At 61.3% G+C, this 16,002-nt stretch carries 16 protein-coding genes and 1 pseudogene; 6 read left to right on the forward strand and 11 right to left on the reverse strand.

The features are described from left to right. Positions 1–37 precede the first annotated feature (37 nt). Together NL123_RS06880 and NL123_RS06885 are read left to right on the forward strand one after the other, a co-directional pair. The gene (locus NL123_RS06880; RefSeq protein WP_494357466.1) at positions 38–916 is read left to right on the forward strand and encodes a 5-oxoprolinase subunit B family protein; all 879 of its coding nucleotides are present in this window, start codon (positions 38–40) and stop codon (positions 914–916) included. Further along, entirely contained in the window at positions 913–1,887 is a 975-nt protein-coding gene (locus NL123_RS06885; RefSeq protein WP_248483872.1) for a 5-oxoprolinase subunit C family protein, read from the forward strand. Before NL123_RS06880 ends, NL123_RS06885 begins: the two co-directional genes overlap by 4 nt. Positions 1,888–1,936: 49 nt before the next feature. Here the strand turns inward: NL123_RS06885 and NL123_RS06890 are convergent, their stop codons facing one another. Both NL123_RS06890 and NL123_RS06895 read right to left on the reverse strand, forming a co-directional pair. Beyond that, positions 1,937–3,553, reverse strand: a complete 1,617-nt coding sequence (locus tag NL123_RS06890; protein WP_494357467.1) for an inorganic phosphate transporter — start codon at positions 3,551–3,553, stop codon at positions 1,937–1,939. Positions 3,554–3,726: 173 nt separating this feature from the next. Further along, complete coding sequence (locus NL123_RS06895; protein WP_058423173.1) at positions 3,727–4,749, reverse strand: transporter; 1,023 nt, start codon at positions 4,747–4,749, stop codon at positions 3,727–3,729. Positions 4,750–5,012: 263 nt separating this feature from the next. On the opposite strand from NL123_RS06895, the gene NL123_RS06900 reads away from it, so the two are divergent. Beyond that, positions 5,013–6,641, forward strand: coding sequence for a methyl-accepting chemotaxis protein (locus NL123_RS06900; protein WP_494357468.1), 1,629 nt, complete (start codon positions 5,013–5,015; stop codon positions 6,639–6,641). Positions 6,642–6,687: 46 nt separating this feature from the next. Here NL123_RS06900 and NL123_RS06905 read toward each other — a convergent pair whose 3' ends face one another. Both NL123_RS06905 and NL123_RS06910 read right to left on the reverse strand, forming a co-directional pair. Next, positions 6,688–6,996 (reverse strand): PepSY domain-containing protein, encoded by a 309-nt coding sequence (locus tag NL123_RS06905; protein WP_494357469.1) that lies wholly within the window; start codon positions 6,994–6,996, stop codon positions 6,688–6,690. Positions 6,997–7,082: 86 nt separating this feature from the next. Further along, on the reverse strand, positions 7,083–8,210 hold the full coding sequence (locus NL123_RS06910) for a glycerophosphodiester phosphodiesterase family protein (RefSeq protein WP_248483866.1): 1,128 nt from the start codon (positions 8,208–8,210) through the stop codon (positions 7,083–7,085). 232 nt (positions 8,211–8,442) lie between these two features. On the opposite strand from NL123_RS06910, the gene NL123_RS06915 reads away from it, so the two are divergent. Further along, positions 8,443–8,766 (forward strand): DUF2025 family protein, encoded by a 324-nt coding sequence (locus tag NL123_RS06915; protein ID WP_032891062.1) that lies wholly within the window; start codon positions 8,443–8,445, stop codon positions 8,764–8,766. Here NL123_RS06915 and NL123_RS06920 read toward each other — a convergent pair. Together NL123_RS06920 and NL123_RS06925 are read right to left on the reverse strand one after the other, a co-directional pair. After that, a complete protein-coding gene (locus NL123_RS06920) occupies positions 8,763–9,086 on the reverse strand; it encodes an antibiotic biosynthesis monooxygenase family protein (RefSeq protein ID WP_494357470.1) in 324 nt (107 codons plus the stop codon). The genes NL123_RS06915 and NL123_RS06920 overlap by 4 nt on opposite strands. Then, positions 9,083–9,784: a CTP synthase C-terminal region-related (seleno)protein gene (locus NL123_RS06925; protein WP_494357471.1), complete on the reverse strand. Its 702-nt coding sequence runs from the start codon at positions 9,782–9,784 to the stop codon at positions 9,083–9,085. Before NL123_RS06925 ends, NL123_RS06920 begins: the two co-directional genes overlap by 4 nt. 80 nt (positions 9,785–9,864) lie before the next feature. Here NL123_RS06925 and NL123_RS06930 point away from each other — a divergent pair, with 80 nt between their 5' ends. Next, positions 9,865–10,743 (forward strand): LysR family transcriptional regulator, encoded by an 879-nt coding sequence (locus NL123_RS06930; protein WP_494357472.1) that lies wholly within the window; start codon positions 9,865–9,867, stop codon positions 10,741–10,743. On the opposite strand, the gene NL123_RS06935 is transcribed toward NL123_RS06930, so the two are convergent. The 5 genes and pseudogenes from NL123_RS06935 to NL123_RS06955 form a co-directional block, all read right to left on the reverse strand. Then, positions 10,740–11,258 carry a DUF1003 domain-containing protein gene (locus tag NL123_RS06935; protein WP_058427265.1) on the reverse strand — a complete coding sequence of 173 codons (519 nt, stop codon included), beginning with the start codon at positions 11,256–11,258 and terminating at the stop codon, positions 10,740–10,742. The two genes, NL123_RS06930 and NL123_RS06935, sit on opposite strands and share 4 nt — an antisense overlap. Positions 11,259–11,334: 76 nt before the next feature. Next, positions 11,335–11,814 carry a methyl-accepting chemotaxis protein gene (locus NL123_RS06940; RefSeq protein WP_375166119.1) on the reverse strand — a complete coding sequence of 160 codons (480 nt, stop codon included), beginning with the start codon at positions 11,812–11,814 and terminating at the stop codon, positions 11,335–11,337. Positions 11,815–11,931: 117 nt separating this feature from the next. Next, positions 11,932–12,654, reverse strand: a pseudogene (locus NL123_RS06945) (PAS domain-containing protein); the annotation flags it as partial. Between the two features lie 261 nt (positions 12,655–12,915). Further along, on the reverse strand, positions 12,916–13,974 hold the full coding sequence (locus NL123_RS06950; RefSeq protein ID WP_494357473.1) for a diguanylate cyclase: 1,059 nt from the start codon (positions 13,972–13,974) through the stop codon (positions 12,916–12,918). 193 nt (positions 13,975–14,167) lie between these two features. Continuing rightward, complete coding sequence (locus NL123_RS06955; protein WP_494357474.1) at positions 14,168–14,794, reverse strand: TetR/AcrR family transcriptional regulator; 627 nt, start codon at positions 14,792–14,794, stop codon at positions 14,168–14,170. Between the two features lie 123 nt (positions 14,795–14,917). Here NL123_RS06955 and NL123_RS06960 point away from each other — a divergent pair, with 123 nt between their 5' ends. Beyond that, positions 14,918–15,967, forward strand: coding sequence for an MBL fold metallo-hydrolase (locus tag NL123_RS06960; RefSeq protein ID WP_248483854.1), 1,050 nt, complete (start codon positions 14,918–14,920; stop codon positions 15,965–15,967). Positions 15,968–16,002: the final 35 nt, after the last annotated feature.

The raw sequence follows: 16,002 nt of genomic DNA on the forward strand, positions 1-16,002 counted from the left end.
CGCCTGCCTTTCTACAACGATTCCAAGAGGAACAGACATGGCTGAAACGTCCCCCATCCGCTACAGCTTTGGCGGTGATGAACACCTGTTTGCCGAGGTCAGCGACAGCATGTCCCTGGAGGCCTTTTTCAAAGGCATGGCGGTGACCCGCGCCGTGGAACGCCTGGCGCTGGAAGGCGTGCTGGATGTGTGCCTGGCCAATGCATCGTTCCAGATTCGCTTTGACCCCGACCGCATTGCCCCTCACGTATTGCTCGACGCGGTGCAGACCGCCGAAGCCCAGGCCGTGGCCGAACGCACCCTGCACACGCGCATCATCGAAATCCCGGTGCTGTACAACGACCCGTGGACGCACGAAACGCTGATGCGTTTTCGCGACCGCCACCAGGACCCCAGCGGCACCGACCTGGAGTACGCCGCACGCATCAATGGCCTGGCTGATGTCGACGCGTTTATCGCAGCCCACAGTGGTGCGCCGTGGTTTGTGTCGATGGTCGGGTTTGTCGCGGGCTTGCCGTTCATGTTCCAGATGGTCGAGCGCGAGCGCCAATTGCAAGTGCCCAAGTACCTGCGCCCACGCACCGATACGCCGAAACTCACCCTCGGCCATGGCGGCTGTTTTGGTTGCATCTACTCGGTGCGCGGTGCCGGCGGTTACCAGATGTTCGGCGTGACCCCGGCGCCGATCTACGACCCGGCGCAGCAGTTGGCGTACCTCAAGGAGCACATGGTGTTCTTCCGCCCCGGCGATATCGTGCAGTTCAAACCCATGGACCGCGACGCTTACGATCAGGCAGTAGCGCAAGTGGATGCAGGACGTTTCGACCTGCGCATCCGCCCGGTGGAATTTTCCCTCGACGCGTTTCTCGCCGACCCCATTGGCTATCCGAAAACCCTGCAGGAGGCGCTGGCATGATCAAGGTCCTCAAACCCGGCCTCGCCACCTCCGTGCAGGACCTTGGCCGCGAAGGTTACTACCACCTGGGCATCCCGCCGTCGGGCGCGCTGGATCAATACGCGCTGAGCGCGGCCAACCATCTGGTGGGCAACCCGGTGGGCGCAGCGGGCCTGGAGTGCACGCTGATCGGCCCCGAACTGGAATTCCAACAGGATGCGCTGGTGGCCCTCAGTGGTGCCTTGATGTCGCCGCGCCTGGACGGTGAAGTGGTGCACCAAGACACGGCATTCCAGGTGCGTGCCGGGCAGGTGTTGCGCTTTGAGTTTCCCAAGGCGGGGGCGCGGACTTACCTCGCGGTGGCCGGTGGCATCGATGTGCCGCTGGTGCTCGGTAGCCGCGCCACCTACACCCTCGGCGCGCTGGGCGGCTTTCACGGTCGGCGCTTGCAGGAAGGCGACGAGTTGCCCATCGGTGAAGCCAGTGGCACGGGGCGTGCGGGCAACAGTTTGCCGATGGCGTTGCGCCGTTCGGTGGGCGGGGATGTCACCCTGCGCGTGGTGCCGGGGCTGTATTACGAGCGCCTAACGGACGCGGCAAAAAGCAGCTTTTTCGCCGAGCCCTGGACCGTGGGTTCCGAAGCCGACCGCATCGGCTATCGCTTCAAGGGCGGCAGTGCGTTGAGCTTCCAGCCACGGGAGCAGCCGTTTGGCGCGGGGTCGGATCCGTCGAACATCGTCGACAGTTGCTACCCGATTGGTTCGATCCAGGTGCCGGCCGGGTTGGAGCCGATTGTGTTGCACCGGGACGCGGTGTCGGGTGGTGGCTACGCGATGATCGGCACGGTGATCAGTGCCGACCTGGATTTGATCGGGCAGATGCAACCGAACCAGCGGGCGGGGTTTGTGGCAGTGACGCTGGAAGAGGCGTTGGAGGCGCGGCGGGTGTACAAGAAGCGGTTGAAGCTGATGTCGGGGCTGTTCGCAGGATAAAACTGTGGGAGGGGGCAAGCCCCCTCCCACATGTTCAATCACTGTTGTGTCAGAAGAGTTGGGTGAACAGCCAGTAGAGGCTACCCGACAGCAGAATCGCCGCCGGCAACGTCAGCACCCACGCCATCGCCAGATTGCGGATCGTGCGCATCTGCAACCCGCCCCCGTTTGCCACCATGGTCCCCGCCACACCCGACGACAGCACATGGGTGGTCGACACCGGCAACCCATACATGTCCGCCGCGCCGATGGTCAGCATCGCTACCATTTCCGCCGAGGCGCCCTGGGCGTAGGTCAGGTGGGTCTTGCCGATCTTCTCGCCCACGGTCACCACGATGCGCTTCCAGCCGACCATGGTGCCCAGGCCGAGTGCGATGGCCACGGCGATCTTCACCCACAGCGGAATGAAGCGCGTGGAATTGTCGATCTGTTGCTTGAACAGTTGCAGCTTCCCTTGGGTGTCGGCGTCGAAGTTGCCGACCTTGCCCTTGTCCATCAGGCGAATGGTTTCGCTGGTCAGGTACATGTCGTTGCGCACGTTGCCGACGGCTTCGGCAGGCACTTTGGCCAGGGAACCGTAGCCTTTCACCTCATCACCGATCTGCCCGGCCAGGGCTGCGAGGGCGGGGACCAGTTGCGGGGTGGCTTCCTTGGTGCGCACGTAAGTGGAGAGGATCGGTCGTGGGTCACCGGTCAATGCTTGCGGTGCACTTTTCACCAGGGCGACTTGGGTGACTTCGGCTACGGCGGCGAACTGCAATGACTGCTCAGCCGGCATGGTGCGGTTCAGTGCGTAGGCCATCGGCAAGGTGCCCACCAGGATCAGCATGATCAGGCCCATGCCTTTTTGCCCATCGTTGGAGCCGTGGGCAAAGGACACGCCGGTGCAGGTGGCGATCAGCATGCCGCGGATCCACCACGGCGGCGGGGTATCGCCTTTTGGCGCCTTGTACAGCGCGCGGTTCTTGACGAAGGCGCGCAGGGCCAGCAACAGCATCGCCGCAAAGGCAAAGCCGATCAGCGGCGACAGCAGCAAGGCGTAGCCAATCTTGATCGCCTGGCTCCAGTCCACACCGCTGGTGCCGTCACGCCCGTGCATCAAGGCATTCGCCACGCCCACGCCGATGATCGAACCGATCAGCGTGTGGGACGACGACGCCGGCAAGCCCAGCCACCAGGTGCCAAGGTTCCACAGGATCGCGGCGATCAGCAGGGCGAAGATCATCGCGAAACCGGCCGACGAACCCACCTGCAAAATCAACTCGACCGGTAGCAACGCAATGATGCCGAACGCCACCGCGCCGCTGGAGAGCAGCACGCCAAGAAAGTTGAAAAAGCCCGACCACACCACCGCAAAATGCGGCGGCAGCGAGTTGGTGTAGATCACTGTCGCCACGGCGTTGGCGGTGTCGTGGAAACCGTTGACGAACTCGAAACCCAGGGCGATCAACAGCGCCACGCCCAGCAGCAGAAATGGCGTCCAGGTGGTGAGTTGGGCGCCCATTTCGTGCATGTCGTGCATCAGGCTGTAGGCGGTGAACAACAGGCCCATGGCGAGCACGGCGAAGAAGATGATCACTGTCACCAGGCTGGGTTTCTTGTCCAGCCTGGGTTTGGGGGCAGCGGGTGAGGCGTGGGTGGAGGCAGTCAGGGAAGGGGTGGCCATGCCGGGGCATCCAGTGTGGGGAGGATGTCGTTCATAGTCATTGCAGAATGTTACAGAGATGCTGCCATAGGTCAGTGTTTGATGGAATTGGGATAGCCGCTGATCCTGTATACGCCGCAGAACCTATGTGGGAGGGGGCAAGCCCCCTCCCACATGTTCAACGGTGTTGCAGCTCAGTAGTCTTTGCGCTTCCTGAAGGCCCACCGCCCGGCAATCAAGGTAAACGTTGCCACCAACGCCACCAGGATCCAGAAGCCTTCCGGGTCTTGGGAAAGCGGCACACCCCCCACGTTCATGCCGAAAAAACCGGCGATGATGTTGATCGGCAACGCCAGCACCGTCACCACGGTGAGGGTAAACAGCGTGCGGTTGCTTTGCTCGTTGAGGTTGGCGGCGATCTCTTCCTGCAACAGCTTGATGCGTTCGCCCAGGGCCATCAGGTCGTTGATGATCAGCGCAAACTCTTCGGTGGATTTGCGCAACTCCTTCACGTCTTCCTTTTGCAGCCACTGCGGCGGGCGGTTGAGCAGGCGCAGCAGCGAGCCCGGCTCCAGCGCCAGCAAGCGTTGCAGGCGCACCAGCACTCGGCGTGCGGCACCGAGTTCGGCACGGTTGGTGGACAGGCGTGAGGACAGCAACTGGTCTTCGATATGGTCGACGCTGATGCTGGTCTTGCGCACGATCTGCGTCAGCACTTCACCCTGGTCACGCAGCAGGTGCACAAGCAAGGCCAGCGGTGAGCGAAAGCTTTCACCGGCCTTCACCGATGAGCGCAGCTTGTCCACCGAGTGCAGCGGTTGCAGGCGTGCGCTGATCAGCAGGCGGCTGCGGGCGCACACCCATAGCGTGGAAATATCCGACGAGACCATGCTGCTGAAGTTGAACACCACGTCGTTGACCACCGCCAGCAAGGCCGAGTCAACATGCTCGATACGCGTGGAGCGCGAGCCTTCATGCAGGGCTTCGAAGAACTCTTCCGGCAAGTCCAGATGCGCCTGCATCCAGCGCTCGCACGCCGCATGAGCCAGGTTCAGGTGCAACCACAAAAACTCGTCCGGGTCGGCCGGTTGGCGCAAGGCCTGGAGGGCCGTGGCCGAATCGATCTGCTCGCCCTTTTCACCGGGGCGAAAACGGAAACCGTAAAGCAAGCCGAACAGGTCGGAATCCTGGTGGCTGTGGTCGATGCTGTGGTTCATGAGGGCTCGCAGGGAAAGCGCCTGTAGGAGATTTCACAGGTTCGCATGCGCGAATCATTGCAAGGGAATTTGACAGTTTTGTGACGATTTTGGATTTATTTCGTTGCGGTGACATTTATTTGACCACCTGTCAGGAACTGTTCAAGAGGCCTCTGGCCCGGCCGATTCAAGGTGTTAAGAACCGCTGTGGATCGGCGGTGCTTTTGATGACAGGGAAGTCTCCGTGTGTATGCACCACTTCCTTGTATCGAGGCTTTTCCCCGATGAATGTTTTGCGAACCTCCTTGAGAGCACAAATCCTGTCGCTGCTCGGTGGCAGCCTGTTGGCGATGCTGTTGATCGCCCTGGCCTGTTTCAACTTCCTGTCCAATGGGGTGCAGAGTTATCGCAGTTTGATCGATGGGCCATTACTGACCTCGCAACTGATTGACGAGGCCAACCTGCAATTCAAGGTGCAGGTGCAGGAATGGAAAAACGTCCTGTTGCGCGGCAAGCAGCCTCAGGACATGGAGAAATACTGGGGCCAGTTCCAGGAGCGCCAGCGCGATGTGCAGGGCATTCTCACTCGGCTGGTCACCCAGACCGGCAGCGATCCGAGCCTGAGTCGACGCATCGAAACCCTGCGCCAGGCGCACCAGCAACTCGGTGTGGCTTACCAAAAGGGCCGTGATGCCTATGTGGCAGCAGGGGGCGATGCCACCGCGGGCGATACGGCGGTGAAGGGCGTAGACCGCGCCGCCAGTGAGCAGATGAGTGCGCTGGTCAGTGACCTGCGTGAACAAGGCAGCCAGCAATCCAAGGCCATCAGTGCCTACGCCGAGCGCACCGTGCTGGTGGGGTTGGCGATCATGTTGCTGTCCGGTGTGCTGATCGGCTTGTTCAGCCTGTGGTTGATCAACCGCAACCTGATCCTGCCGATCCGCAGCCTGATCGACTACGTGACGCAACTGAGCCACGGTCGGTTCGCCGAGCGCGTAGCCAGCCGTCGCCAGGATGAGTTGGGTCACTTGGCCGCCGCCGCCAATACCTTGCGCGACTTTCTTGCCGAAACCTTCAGCCGCTTGCAGCGCAGCGCTACCGACCTGGTCGGCGCCAGCGGCGAGTTGAACGCCATCGCCGGGCAGATGGCCACGGGCACCCACGATCAATTCAACCGCACCGACCAAGTGGCCACGGCCATGACTGAAATGTCCGCTACCGCCCAGGAAGTCGCGCGCCATGCCGCCAGTGCTTCCCGTGCGGCCGACGAGGCGGACCATTCGGCCCGCGAAGGCGGTGAGGTGATGAGAGTCACCATCGCCACCATCGGCCAGATGCGCAACGAAATCCTCAACACCGGCACGATCATCCGCCGCCTGGAAACCGACAGTGTACGCATCGGCAAAGTGCTGGAAGTGATTCGCGGCATCGCCGAGCAGACCAATTTGCTGGCGCTCAACGCGGCGATTGAGGCCGCGCGCGCAGGCGAAGCAGGACGGGGCTTTGCGGTGGTGGCTGATGAGGTGCGCAGCCTGGCGCAACGCACGGCGGCGTCGATCATCGAGATCAACGGGATTATCGAGGCGGTGCAGACCGGTGCGGTGGGCGCGGCTGAAGCGATTGTGAGCGGCCAGTCGTGTAGCGATGAGAGTGTGGAGAAGGTCACGCAAGCCGGCGCCATGCTGGCTCACATCACTCAGGCGGTGGAGGCGATTCGCGACATGAACCGCCAGATCGCCACGGCAGCGGAGGAGCAGACGTCAGTGGCCGAGGACATCTCGCGCAACATCACGCAGATCACCACGGTGGCGACGGCCAACCTCGACAATGTGAAGCGCACCGAAGCGGCGAGCCATGACCTGCGTGGGTTGTCGAGTGAGTTGAATGAGGTGACGGCGCGTCTTAGCGCCTGATCAGGCAAAAAAAAGCCACCCAAGGGTGGCTTTTTTTTAGTTCAAATCAAGTATCGAGCTTGTCTTCCAGCACGGCGCCAGTCTTGGCGTCGAGCTTCACTTCAAACTTCTTGCCAGCGGTGTCGGTCAGTTCGACTTCGTAGACCAGCACACCACTGTTGTTGTGGTCCAGCTCGGTGTCATTGATGGTGGCGCCTGCATGTTTGGCCAGGGCAGCCGCGTTGAGTTTTTCGAAAGGCATCACGGCGCCGGACTTGAGCAGGCCTTCAATGTGGTCCGGGCGAACATCCGCCTGGACCAGGCCGGCGGTCAGGGTCAGGGCGGTAGCGGCGAACAGAGCGGTCAAGGTTTTCATGGTGTGTGTCCTTCTTCGGTGAGCTGTTTAAGTGGCGCCAGATTAACCGGCGCAACTTAACTCATCCTTAATGGCACACTGACCACTCAGTACTTATAGTCGTTCAGCAGGTCTTGCACGCTGGACGACGGCCAGCGCTTGTAGAACTTCAGCAGCTCGGCGGCGCGGTTGGTGAAGATGCCATCAACGCCGGCCTTCATCACTTTGTCGAAGTCCACCGGCTCATCGACGGTGTAGACATGCACCAGCAGGCCCTTGTCGTGGGTCAGTTTGTTCATTTCCGGTTTGACCAGGTCCGAATAGCTCTGGTCGCCGTGGTTGGTCAGCTCAGCCGATGGGCCGGTGCCGATGGCGCCGAGGCTCTTGGCTTCGTCGACCCATTTTTCGAACTCGGCGGCATCCTTCGGCTCCTGCTTGGCGTAGTAGGCGGCCTTGGTGGTTTCGCCGGACTCAGCGAACGTCTGCTTGTTTTTCGGCTCGATGCTGCCTTCACCCACCCACAACAGCAGGATCTTCGGGGTGTTGGGCATTTCTTTCTGCAGCTCTTTGAGGCTGGCAACCTCGAAAGTTTGCAGCACGACGCGGCCCTTGCCCTGGCCGACACCGGTGTTGCTCTTGCCCAGTTTGGAACCGGCGGAGCTCAGCCAGCCTTTGTCCAGCAGCTTGTTTTTCAGGTCGGCTTCGATGCCCGGGAATTGCTTGGGCTCCTTGGTTTCGATGTACAGGCCGGGTTTGTGCTGCGGGTTGCCTTCGGCGATCTTGATGATGTCGTCCAGGCTCTGGATTTTCAGGCCAACGAAACCTGGACGCGCGCGATCCGGGTAGGCGGCGTTGAACCAGCTGCCGGCGTCGAGGGTTTGCAGCTCTTTCCAGGTGAACTCGTTGGCCGGGGCGTCCTTGCGGTCGGGGAACTTGGTAGCCACGTCGGTGGTGCGCTGCAGGTTGTTGTCGTGCAGGGCGAACAGCACGCCGTCCTTGCTGCGCTGCAGGTCCATTTCCAGGTAGTCGGCACCCAGGTCGCGGGCAATTTTGTAGGCCGCGGCGGTGGATTCGGGAGCGTCGTAGGAAGCGCCACGGTGGGCGATCACGGCGGGGTACGGAATGCCTTCGTTGGTTGCCAATTCAGCCGGGCTGATCGGGTCGGCAGCCTGTGCCTGGCCAAGGCCGAGCATCAGGGCGAGCAGCAAGGCACTCTTGGTAAACGTGACAGGCATATGCGAAGTCCTTTCGTGGAGGTAGCTTTGAGAAGGCCTCCTTTTTAACAATTGATTGCGAAAGGCGCTATCACCAAACCGACATTAACGTGCTCACGCCTCAATTTTCTGAGTTTTTTTTGCAGGCATTGCAGTACTCTTGCCCGAAGCTGCTCCGTTAGAGGGCGGTACTTTGTGCCACGCGTGTAAACCATCTTTCCAGTCCCTGTGGGACTTTTCAGTGAGGTTTACCATGCGCATCACCTCCGAGCTTATCTGCCAGGCCGCCGACCAACTCCACGGGTTTGTTGGCCTCAACCGCAAGACCGGCCAGTACATCGTGCGTTTCAGCGAAGACTCCTTCGGCATGGACGTGGCCGATGACGGCATCATTCCCACTGCCGAATTCGTCTGGCTGCCGGCCCCGGAACAGACCATGACCCTGTCCCGCGAGCGCATCCAGTTGCTGCTGGACCAGAACATCGACGACCGTATCAACATCACCGAGCCGTTGCGGGTGTATATGCGGCGGGTGGAGATTCCGCAGATCAGTGCGTTGCGCAGCCTGGTGAGCTAGCTCGCCTCGAAGCTGTAAGCCCGTTCGACTTTGCACACCCGTGTCTGGAACGCCGAGTACCAAGTGGTGCGCCCCTGTTCGCGTACCGCCCGGTGCTCGGCCTGCTGCTTCCAGGCCAGGATCGCCGCCTCACTGTCCCAATACGACACGGTAATGCCCAACCCGTCTTCCCGTGCTGATTCCACGCCGAGAAATCCCGGTTGTCCGCGCGCCAGTTCGAGCATGCGGTTGGCGGCCTGGCCGTAACCCTGGTCGCCCTCGGTGCGCAGTGAACTGAAAATCACCGCGTAGTAGGGCGGGGCGGGTGTGCGGGCGATCATGCCGACACTGCCTGGCAAGCCTTGAGCAAGGCAATTGCCAAGGGCGGCGTAATACCCTTTAGCGCAGCGCGTTCGGGTTGGAACAGCGTGGCGACGAAGAACGGGTGGTCGAGCAATTCCACGGCCCGCAGATCGCCTGCCGAGTCATGGCCGCTGGGGATCAGGTTGCCTTCCAGCAGGGCATCGAGAAACTCGGGGTTCACACCGTAGCGGCAACGATAGCCCTCCTGCAGATCAAGGGTGTCGTAGGCCTCGGCGATGCGCGTGTACGGCACCAGGCGCACGGTGTCGGTGGCTTCCACCAGCGCACAGCTCAGTGGCGCGATCACGGCGCGCTTGGCGTGCGGCGCGAGTTCGCCGTGCTCGGCATCCTTCCAGCCCAGCACGTTGCGCGCATATTCCAGCACCGCGTGCTGAAAACCGCCGCAGGTGCCGAGGAAAGGTCGGCGTTGCTCGCGGGCAAAACGGATCGCCCGCAGTGCGCCATCGGTGTCGCGGTAGGGGCTGGCGGGGACGCACCAGAAACCATCGTAAGCGTGGAGTGACTGGGGCAGGGCAGCGGTGTCGAGCCACTGGACATGGACGCTCAGCCCCATGATTTCGGCGGCCTGTTGCACGGCCACGGGGATGGCTTGGTGGGCGATGACAGCGGGGTTGTAATCGCCGATCAGGGCGAGGTGCAGCGGTGTGGTTTTCATCCTGTACATCCCATGGCTTGTGGTGTCCTGGGGCGCACTATAGATTGGCGTTCGCGCAATCAATATTGGCGTTTACCCACATGCTCAATGCAGCTACGCACTATTCACTGGATTACCCTGATTTATCGCTGATCCTCGCCCTGGTGCGTGGCGGCACGCTCGCACGGGCGGCGGCGTTATTGCGGGTGGATGTGTCTACGGTGTTCCGCGCGGTGCGACGCCTGGAGGCGGCGCTGGGCCAGACGTTGTTTGAAAAAAGCCGTGCCGGCTACCTGCCCACCAGCCTGGCGAGCAACCTGGCGCAACAGGCCGAGCGTGCCGAACAGGCCCTGGAAGCAGCGCGCATTGGTGTGGAGCAGGGCGGTGAGGTGATCAGCGGTACGGTGCGCCTGACCTGTACCGACTCCGTGTTGCAAGGTTTGCTGTTGCCGGCCCTGGCGCAGTTCATGCCGCACTACCCGGCACTGACCCTGGAGCTGAGTACCTCGAATGACTTCGCCAACCTCAGCCGCCGTGACGCGGATATCGCCCTGCGCCTGACCCGCACGCCCCCGGAGCATCTGGTGGGTCGACGCCTGGGCAATGTGGCTTATCAGGTGTGCGCCAGCGCGGATTTTGCCCGTCAGCACGCGGGCCGTGAGTTGGCCGACCTGCCTTGGGTCGCCCCGGATGACTTCCTGCCCGACCACCCCACGGTCGCCTGGCGTCGCGAGCAGCTGCCCGGTGTGCGCCCCAGTTATCGCTGCAACAGCATGTTATCGGTCACCGAACTGGTACGGGCCGGTTTGGGCGTGGCGGCCTTGCCGGACTTTCTATTGGGCGACGGCCTGCAATCGCTGGGCCCTGCGTTGGCAGGGCATGACACCGCGTTGTGGTTGCTCACGCGCCCGGACTGCCGAGCGTTGCGCTCGGTGGTGACCCTATTCGATGAGCTGGGACGGCATGTGCGACTGCCTTAGGTTTTTCGCACAAAGTGCTCATGCATTTCGCAGGTCAGGCTTTCAATGTGCTCAGTCAGTTGTTTGGTCATTTCCGTGAGCCGGGTGTTCTGTTCCAGCAGTTCCAGCAACTGCTTGGTGGTCTGCGCCGCCTGGGCCTGGCGCTCGGTGTTGGCAATCGCCAGGGCTTCGCGGTGCTGCGCATCCGCGTCGGACTGCGCCTTGTCGCGGGCGGCCTGGCGGGTCTGGGCCAGCAGGATCAGGGGCGCGGCGTAGGCCGATTGCAGGCTGAACGCCAGGTTGAGCAGGATGAACGGGTACACGTCGAAATGCGTGATGCCGGTCATGTTCAGTACCACCCACAACACCACGATGGCGGTTTGTGCGCCGAGGAAGGTCGGCGTACCGAAGAAGCGTGCGAAGGCTTCGGCCTTGAGGGCAAAGGTGTCGTTGCCGAAGGTCGGTGCCAGGTGGGCGTGGGGGCGGTGGAAGCGCAGGTGGTCGACGGGGGTGGCTTCGGGCTTTTCTGGGGTCATGGCGGGCTCGGATCTCATGCTTGAAGAACAACCAGCACTATAGACCGAGCCCCCGGCACTCCGTATGAAGATCGGGTCAGTTGCCGCCCCGCTCGTTGGCGAACGCACTCACCGCCTGCACCGCTTCACTGGTGCCTTGGCGAATCTGCAGGATCACCGTGCCGGCCTGGTTGGCCATTTCAACCCCTTGGGCAGCACGGTCGCGGGTGGCGTCCATGCTGTCGATGGCTTGTCGGGTTTCAGCCTGAATCATCGCGATCATGCTGGAAATCTCCGTGGTGGAGCCGCTGGTGCGTGCCGCCAGTTGCCGGACTTCGTCGGCCACCACGGCGAAACCACGGCCTTGTTCGCCCGCACGTGCTGCCTCGATGGCGGCGTTGAGGGCCAGCAGGTTGGTCTGGTCGGCGATACCGCGAATGGTGTTAACGATGGCAGTGATCTGTTGCGAGCGATCACCGAGCTTGGCGATCAGTTGTGAGGAATCGTCGATGTCCGCAGAAATTTCGCGCATGCCATTGGCGGTTTTCTGGATCACCTCGGCACCTTTCTCTGCCATGTCCTGGGTGCTCAGGGACAGGTGATAGGCCTGGGCCGCACTCTGCGCGTCCGCCGCATGCTGTTGCACACGGGCGGTGATGTCCGTGGCGAACTTCACCACTTTGCACAGCCGCCCGCTGGCGTCGTACACCGGGTTGTAGTTGGCTTCGAGCCACACGACCTGGCCGTTTTTATCCACCCGCTCGAACTGGCCGCTGAACAGTTCTCCCTGGTTCAGGCGTTTCCAGAAGTCGCTGTAGGTTGGGCTGTTGGCCAGCGCCGCGCTGCAGAACATTCGGTGATGCTGGCCCTGGATCTGCGCCAGGGTATAACCCATGCGCTGCAAAAAGTTGGCGTTGGCGGTGATGATGGTGCCGTCGAGGTTGAACTCGATCACCGCCATGGCACGACCGATGGCGTCCAGTTTGGCATTGGCTTCGCTTTCGGCTTGCAGGCGCGGGGTCACATCCATCGCGTACTTCACCACTTTGGTCACCTGGCCCGCGTCATCACGCACCGGGTTGTAGCTGGCTTCCAGCCACACCGACTGACCATCGCCGGCTACCCGTTCAAAGGTGCCTGACTGGGAGTGGCCATTGCGCAGATTTGACCACAGCTGGTTGTACTCAGGGCTGCGGGTGTAGGCCGGGGTACAGAACATTCGATGGGGCTGGCCCTCGACCTGCTCGGCGCGGTAGCCCATGGTCTGGAGGAAATTGGCATTGGCCCGCAGCACATTGCCGGACAGGTCGAATTCGATCACCGCCATGGAGCGCTCGATAGCGTCCAGCAGGCTGGCCTGTAGGGCGACGGTGTGTTGCAGGGTGTTGATCGTTCTTTTATGCGTGTTGAATAGCATGTGCGGTGCTCGGGCAAGCAGACTCTGGAGTTTCCTTGGATATGCGCCTGCCCCCGTAAGGTATATGCCCTACGGTTGACTTGCTCATTGCCAGCTTCCTTGTGCTGACAGAGGGGGTGGGACAACGGGTTCAGAGTGATCAGCCTGGCAGGAAGTTCGCCCTTGAGGGAGGACCTTTTTTGGGTAGGCGACCAGTGGTGGCATTATGCTTTCTTCTGGCTGGCAGGCTGGAAGATTCGGACGAGTAGTCGTAGGACGACTTTAGGCGGAATGGGCGATCACTTTGTCGCTGACATTGACCCGGTTGCGCCCGGTGTCCTTGGCGGCGTACAGCGCGCGATCCGCTGCATTCAGCCACATCGCGGCATCGCTAAAGAAGGGTTGGAAGTCGGCCAGGCCGATGCTCAGGCTGACCCGCAATTCGGGGATCTGCGGGTTGCGGTAATTGCTGAAGGTTTCGCGCATGCGCTCCATGATCCGGGCGGCCTGTTCCAGCGGCATTTGCGGAAGAATCACACAGAACTCATCGCCCCCGTAACGTCCGGCCAGGTCGTTTTCCCGCAGGTTGCGCCGCAACTCCAGGCTCAACTGCCGCAGTACCGCATCGCCGACAATATGGCCGTGGGTGTCGTTGATCTGCTTGAAGTGGTCGATGTCGATCAAGGCAATGGTGGCGTGGCTTTGCTGTTGCTGGCACTTGTGGAACTTGAGGTGCAGCAGGTCCTTCCAGGAACCGTGATTGAGCAGCCCGGTGAGGCTGTCGGTGCGGCTCAGGGCGCTCAGGGCGCGCTTGTGTTCGGACAGTTTGATTGCCAGTTGATAGCAGACCATGCCGATGGCCATGGGATAGAGCGTCAGCATCGGCAGGCAGGTGTAGACCTGCAGCAGGCTGACATCAGGGTTGAACCGGATACCGAACAGCGCCCCGGCTACGCCGATTCCGAGCCCTTGTGCGCACAGGCCACGCAGGAACAGGCGCTTGCCGCCGGCGGCCACGTTATTCATGGTCATCATCGACAGGATGGTCACTGCCGTCAGTGGCGTGAACTGCGTGGCAGCGGCCCAGAAGCCGCCGAGCAGCGAGTCATACAGCAGGTTGCGTTGTTCGGCCTGGTAGGGGTATTGCGAGCGGGTCGACAGTTGATACGCCACATGCGCCCAGGCAAACCCGTTGAACAGCAGGAGTGCCCACACCCAGCCTGGCATGGCGAGGGGGTAAAGGGCGCCGCTGACACTGATGCAACCGATGGCAAGGCCGATGATCCTTGGCTTGTAGATACGCTTGGCAAATGAAAGCCCTTTGCCTTGTCTGTTTTCCATAAATTCCTGGGGCAGCTGTTTTTTTACAGATACGGTGGCGCGCGTTCGCTGGATCAACCGTTGATCGGATAACGACTGTGAATATTGTCAGTTATTCATGTGGGAATAATCAGTGTCCTTCCAGGCCATTTGCGCAAAACAGAGGGTGAATGCGTCAAAAACGACCTGGAATGTCGCGCACACAACAGGTTTTTTACGGCTGGCGGGGGGCGGTGACTTCGTAGCCGGCGAGGAACAGGTCGATGGCCGACTCGATCACACTGGCCTGGTGGGCTGCATCCAGGGTGGGTTGGCCGAGAGTGATTTGTGGCCAGAAGGCGAAGGCCTTGAGCAGGCTCTGGATCTGGTGGGCGGCGAAGCCGGGGTCGGAGCAGTTGAGCCGGCCATCTGCCTGGGCGGCGCGAACCCATTGGGTGAAGCCTTCTTCGCGCTGGCTCAGGCGGGTGACCATGTCTTGCGCACGCTCCGGCGAATGGATGGTGGCGGCGATGGCGACGCGAGCGAGGTCGAGGAAATTGGTGTCCGACATCATCTTCATCTTCGCCTCCAGCAACCCGCGCAGTTGTTCGCGCAACGGGCGGTCGCTGGTGTAGCTGACGTCAAGTTGGGCGACGCTGCTGGCCCAGAGTTGATGAAGAATTTCAGCGAACAGTTCTTCTTTGCTGGGGAAGTGGTTGTACACGGTGCGCTTGGATACGCCGGCGGTGGCGGCAATCTTGTCCATGCTGGTGACCTCGAAACCGTTTTCGCGAAACTCGGCGATGGCCGCAGCCACAATGGCTTCGCGTTTACGGTCGGTGAGGCGTTGAGGTGCAGTCATGGGTGGCGCTCGGCTCTTGGAGGAAAATTACACTCGGTAGTTTACTTGCTCCGGATTTTGTTGCAATCTTGAAACTACACTGTGCAGTGTAATTTATAAGCGATCCGTAGGAGTCACCCGGAAATGGCCACGATCTCGTCCCGCGTCGATTCTTCGCCAGCAGCGCCCAAGCAAGGCCAAGGGCACTTCAGCAACGACACCCCCGTGCAGCACGGTGGCTTCGGCAAAACCTTGCGCATTTTCTGGAACATGTTGTTCAACAAACCACGCAGCACGCGGCCGGTGGGGCAGATCCCGGTACAACCACTGACTCGCGAGCAATTGCTGGCGGCCCCGGATCACAGCGTGTTCCGCCTTGGACATTCCACCGTGTTGCTGAAAATGCGCGGTAAATTCTGGGTAACCGACCCGGTATTTGCCGAGCGCGCCTCACCGTTCAGTTGGGCCGGCCCCAAGCGCTTCCATCAGCCACCGATCAGCCTTGAAGAGTTGCCGCCCCTGGAGGCGGTGATTCTTTCCCACAACCACTACGACCACCTGGACCGCAAAGCTGTCGTCCAATTGGCCGACAAGGTCCGTTATTTTCTTGCGCCGCTGGGCGTGGGCGACATCCTGGTCAAGTGGGGCGTGGATTCCAGCAAGGTACGCCAACTGGATTGGTGGCAGGGCACCGAAGTGGATGGCATTCGGTTTGTCGCCACCCCTGCGCAACATTTTTCCGGGCGTGGCCTATTTGATGCGAACCAGACCCTGTGGTGTTCCTGGGTGATGATCGATGGTCCTCGGCGAATTTTCTTCAGCGGTGACACAGGTTACTTCGACGGTTTTAAACGCATCGGCGAGCAGTACGGTCCGTTCGATCTGACGCTGATGGAAACAGGTGCTTACAACGTCGATTGGCCTCACGTGCATATGCAGCCAGAGCAAACCCTGCAAGCGCATATCGACCTCAAGGGCCGCTGGTTGCTGCCGATTCACAACGGCACTTTCGACCTGGCGTTCCATGCCTGGCACGAGCCGTTCGACCGCATCATGGCCCTGGCCTGGGAGCGCAACGTGTCCATCACTACGCCGCAGATGGGGCAGGCGTTCAGCTTGAATCAGCCTGAGCGTGGGGTTGCGTGGTGGCTGGAGGTGGAAGCCCAGGGTGCGCAGGAACACCTCGCAGGCTGACGGAGGAGGCTATGGAAAAAGGAGTTTTCAAGCTG

This window comes from Pseudomonas sp. FBCC-B1565, assembly GCF_059133265.1.

Coding starts and splice junctions, on each gene's coding strand:
- NL123_RS06895 (WP_058423173.1), bottom strand. CDS start 4,749: ATGAACCACAGCATCGACCACAGCCACCAGGATTCCGACCTGTTCGGC.
- NL123_RS06890 (WP_494357467.1), bottom strand. CDS start 3,553: ATGGCCACCCCTTCCCTGACTGCCTCCACCCACGCCTCACCCGCTGCC.
- NL123_RS06925 (WP_494357471.1), bottom strand. CDS start 9,784: ATGAAAACCACACCGCTGCACCTCGCCCTGATCGGCGATTACAACCCC.
- NL123_RS06915 (WP_032891062.1), top strand. CDS start 8,443: ATGCGCATCACCTCCGAGCTTATCTGCCAGGCCGCCGACCAACTCCAC.
- NL123_RS06930 (WP_494357472.1), top strand. CDS start 9,865: ATGCTCAATGCAGCTACGCACTATTCACTGGATTACCCTGATTTATCG.
- NL123_RS06905 (WP_494357469.1), bottom strand. CDS start 6,996: ATGAAAACCTTGACCGCTCTGTTCGCCGCTACCGCCCTGACCCTGACC.
- NL123_RS06940 (WP_375166119.1), bottom strand. CDS start 11,814: ATGGCAGAGAAAGGTGCCGAGGTGATCCAGAAAACCGCCAATGGCATG.
- NL123_RS06960 (WP_248483854.1), top strand. CDS start 14,918: ATGGCCACGATCTCGTCCCGCGTCGATTCTTCGCCAGCAGCGCCCAAG.
- NL123_RS06910 (WP_248483866.1), bottom strand. CDS start 8,210: ATGCCTGTCACGTTTACCAAGAGTGCCTTGCTGCTCGCCCTGATGCTC.
- NL123_RS06920 (WP_494357470.1), bottom strand. CDS start 9,086: ATGATCGCCCGCACACCCGCCCCGCCCTACTACGCGGTGATTTTCAGT.
- NL123_RS06880 (WP_494357466.1), top strand. CDS start 38: ATGGCTGAAACGTCCCCCATCCGCTACAGCTTTGGCGGTGATGAACAC.
- NL123_RS06900 (WP_494357468.1), top strand. CDS start 5,013: ATGAATGTTTTGCGAACCTCCTTGAGAGCACAAATCCTGTCGCTGCTC.
- NL123_RS06885 (WP_248483872.1), top strand. CDS start 913: ATGATCAAGGTCCTCAAACCCGGCCTCGCCACCTCCGTGCAGGACCTT.
- NL123_RS06950 (WP_494357473.1), bottom strand. CDS start 13,974: ATGGAAAACAGACAAGGCAAAGGGCTTTCATTTGCCAAGCGTATCTAC.
- NL123_RS06955 (WP_494357474.1), bottom strand. CDS start 14,794: ATGACTGCACCTCAACGCCTCACCGACCGTAAACGCGAAGCCATTGTG.
- NL123_RS06935 (WP_058427265.1), bottom strand. CDS start 11,258: ATGACCCCAGAAAAGCCCGAAGCCACCCCCGTCGACCACCTGCGCTTC.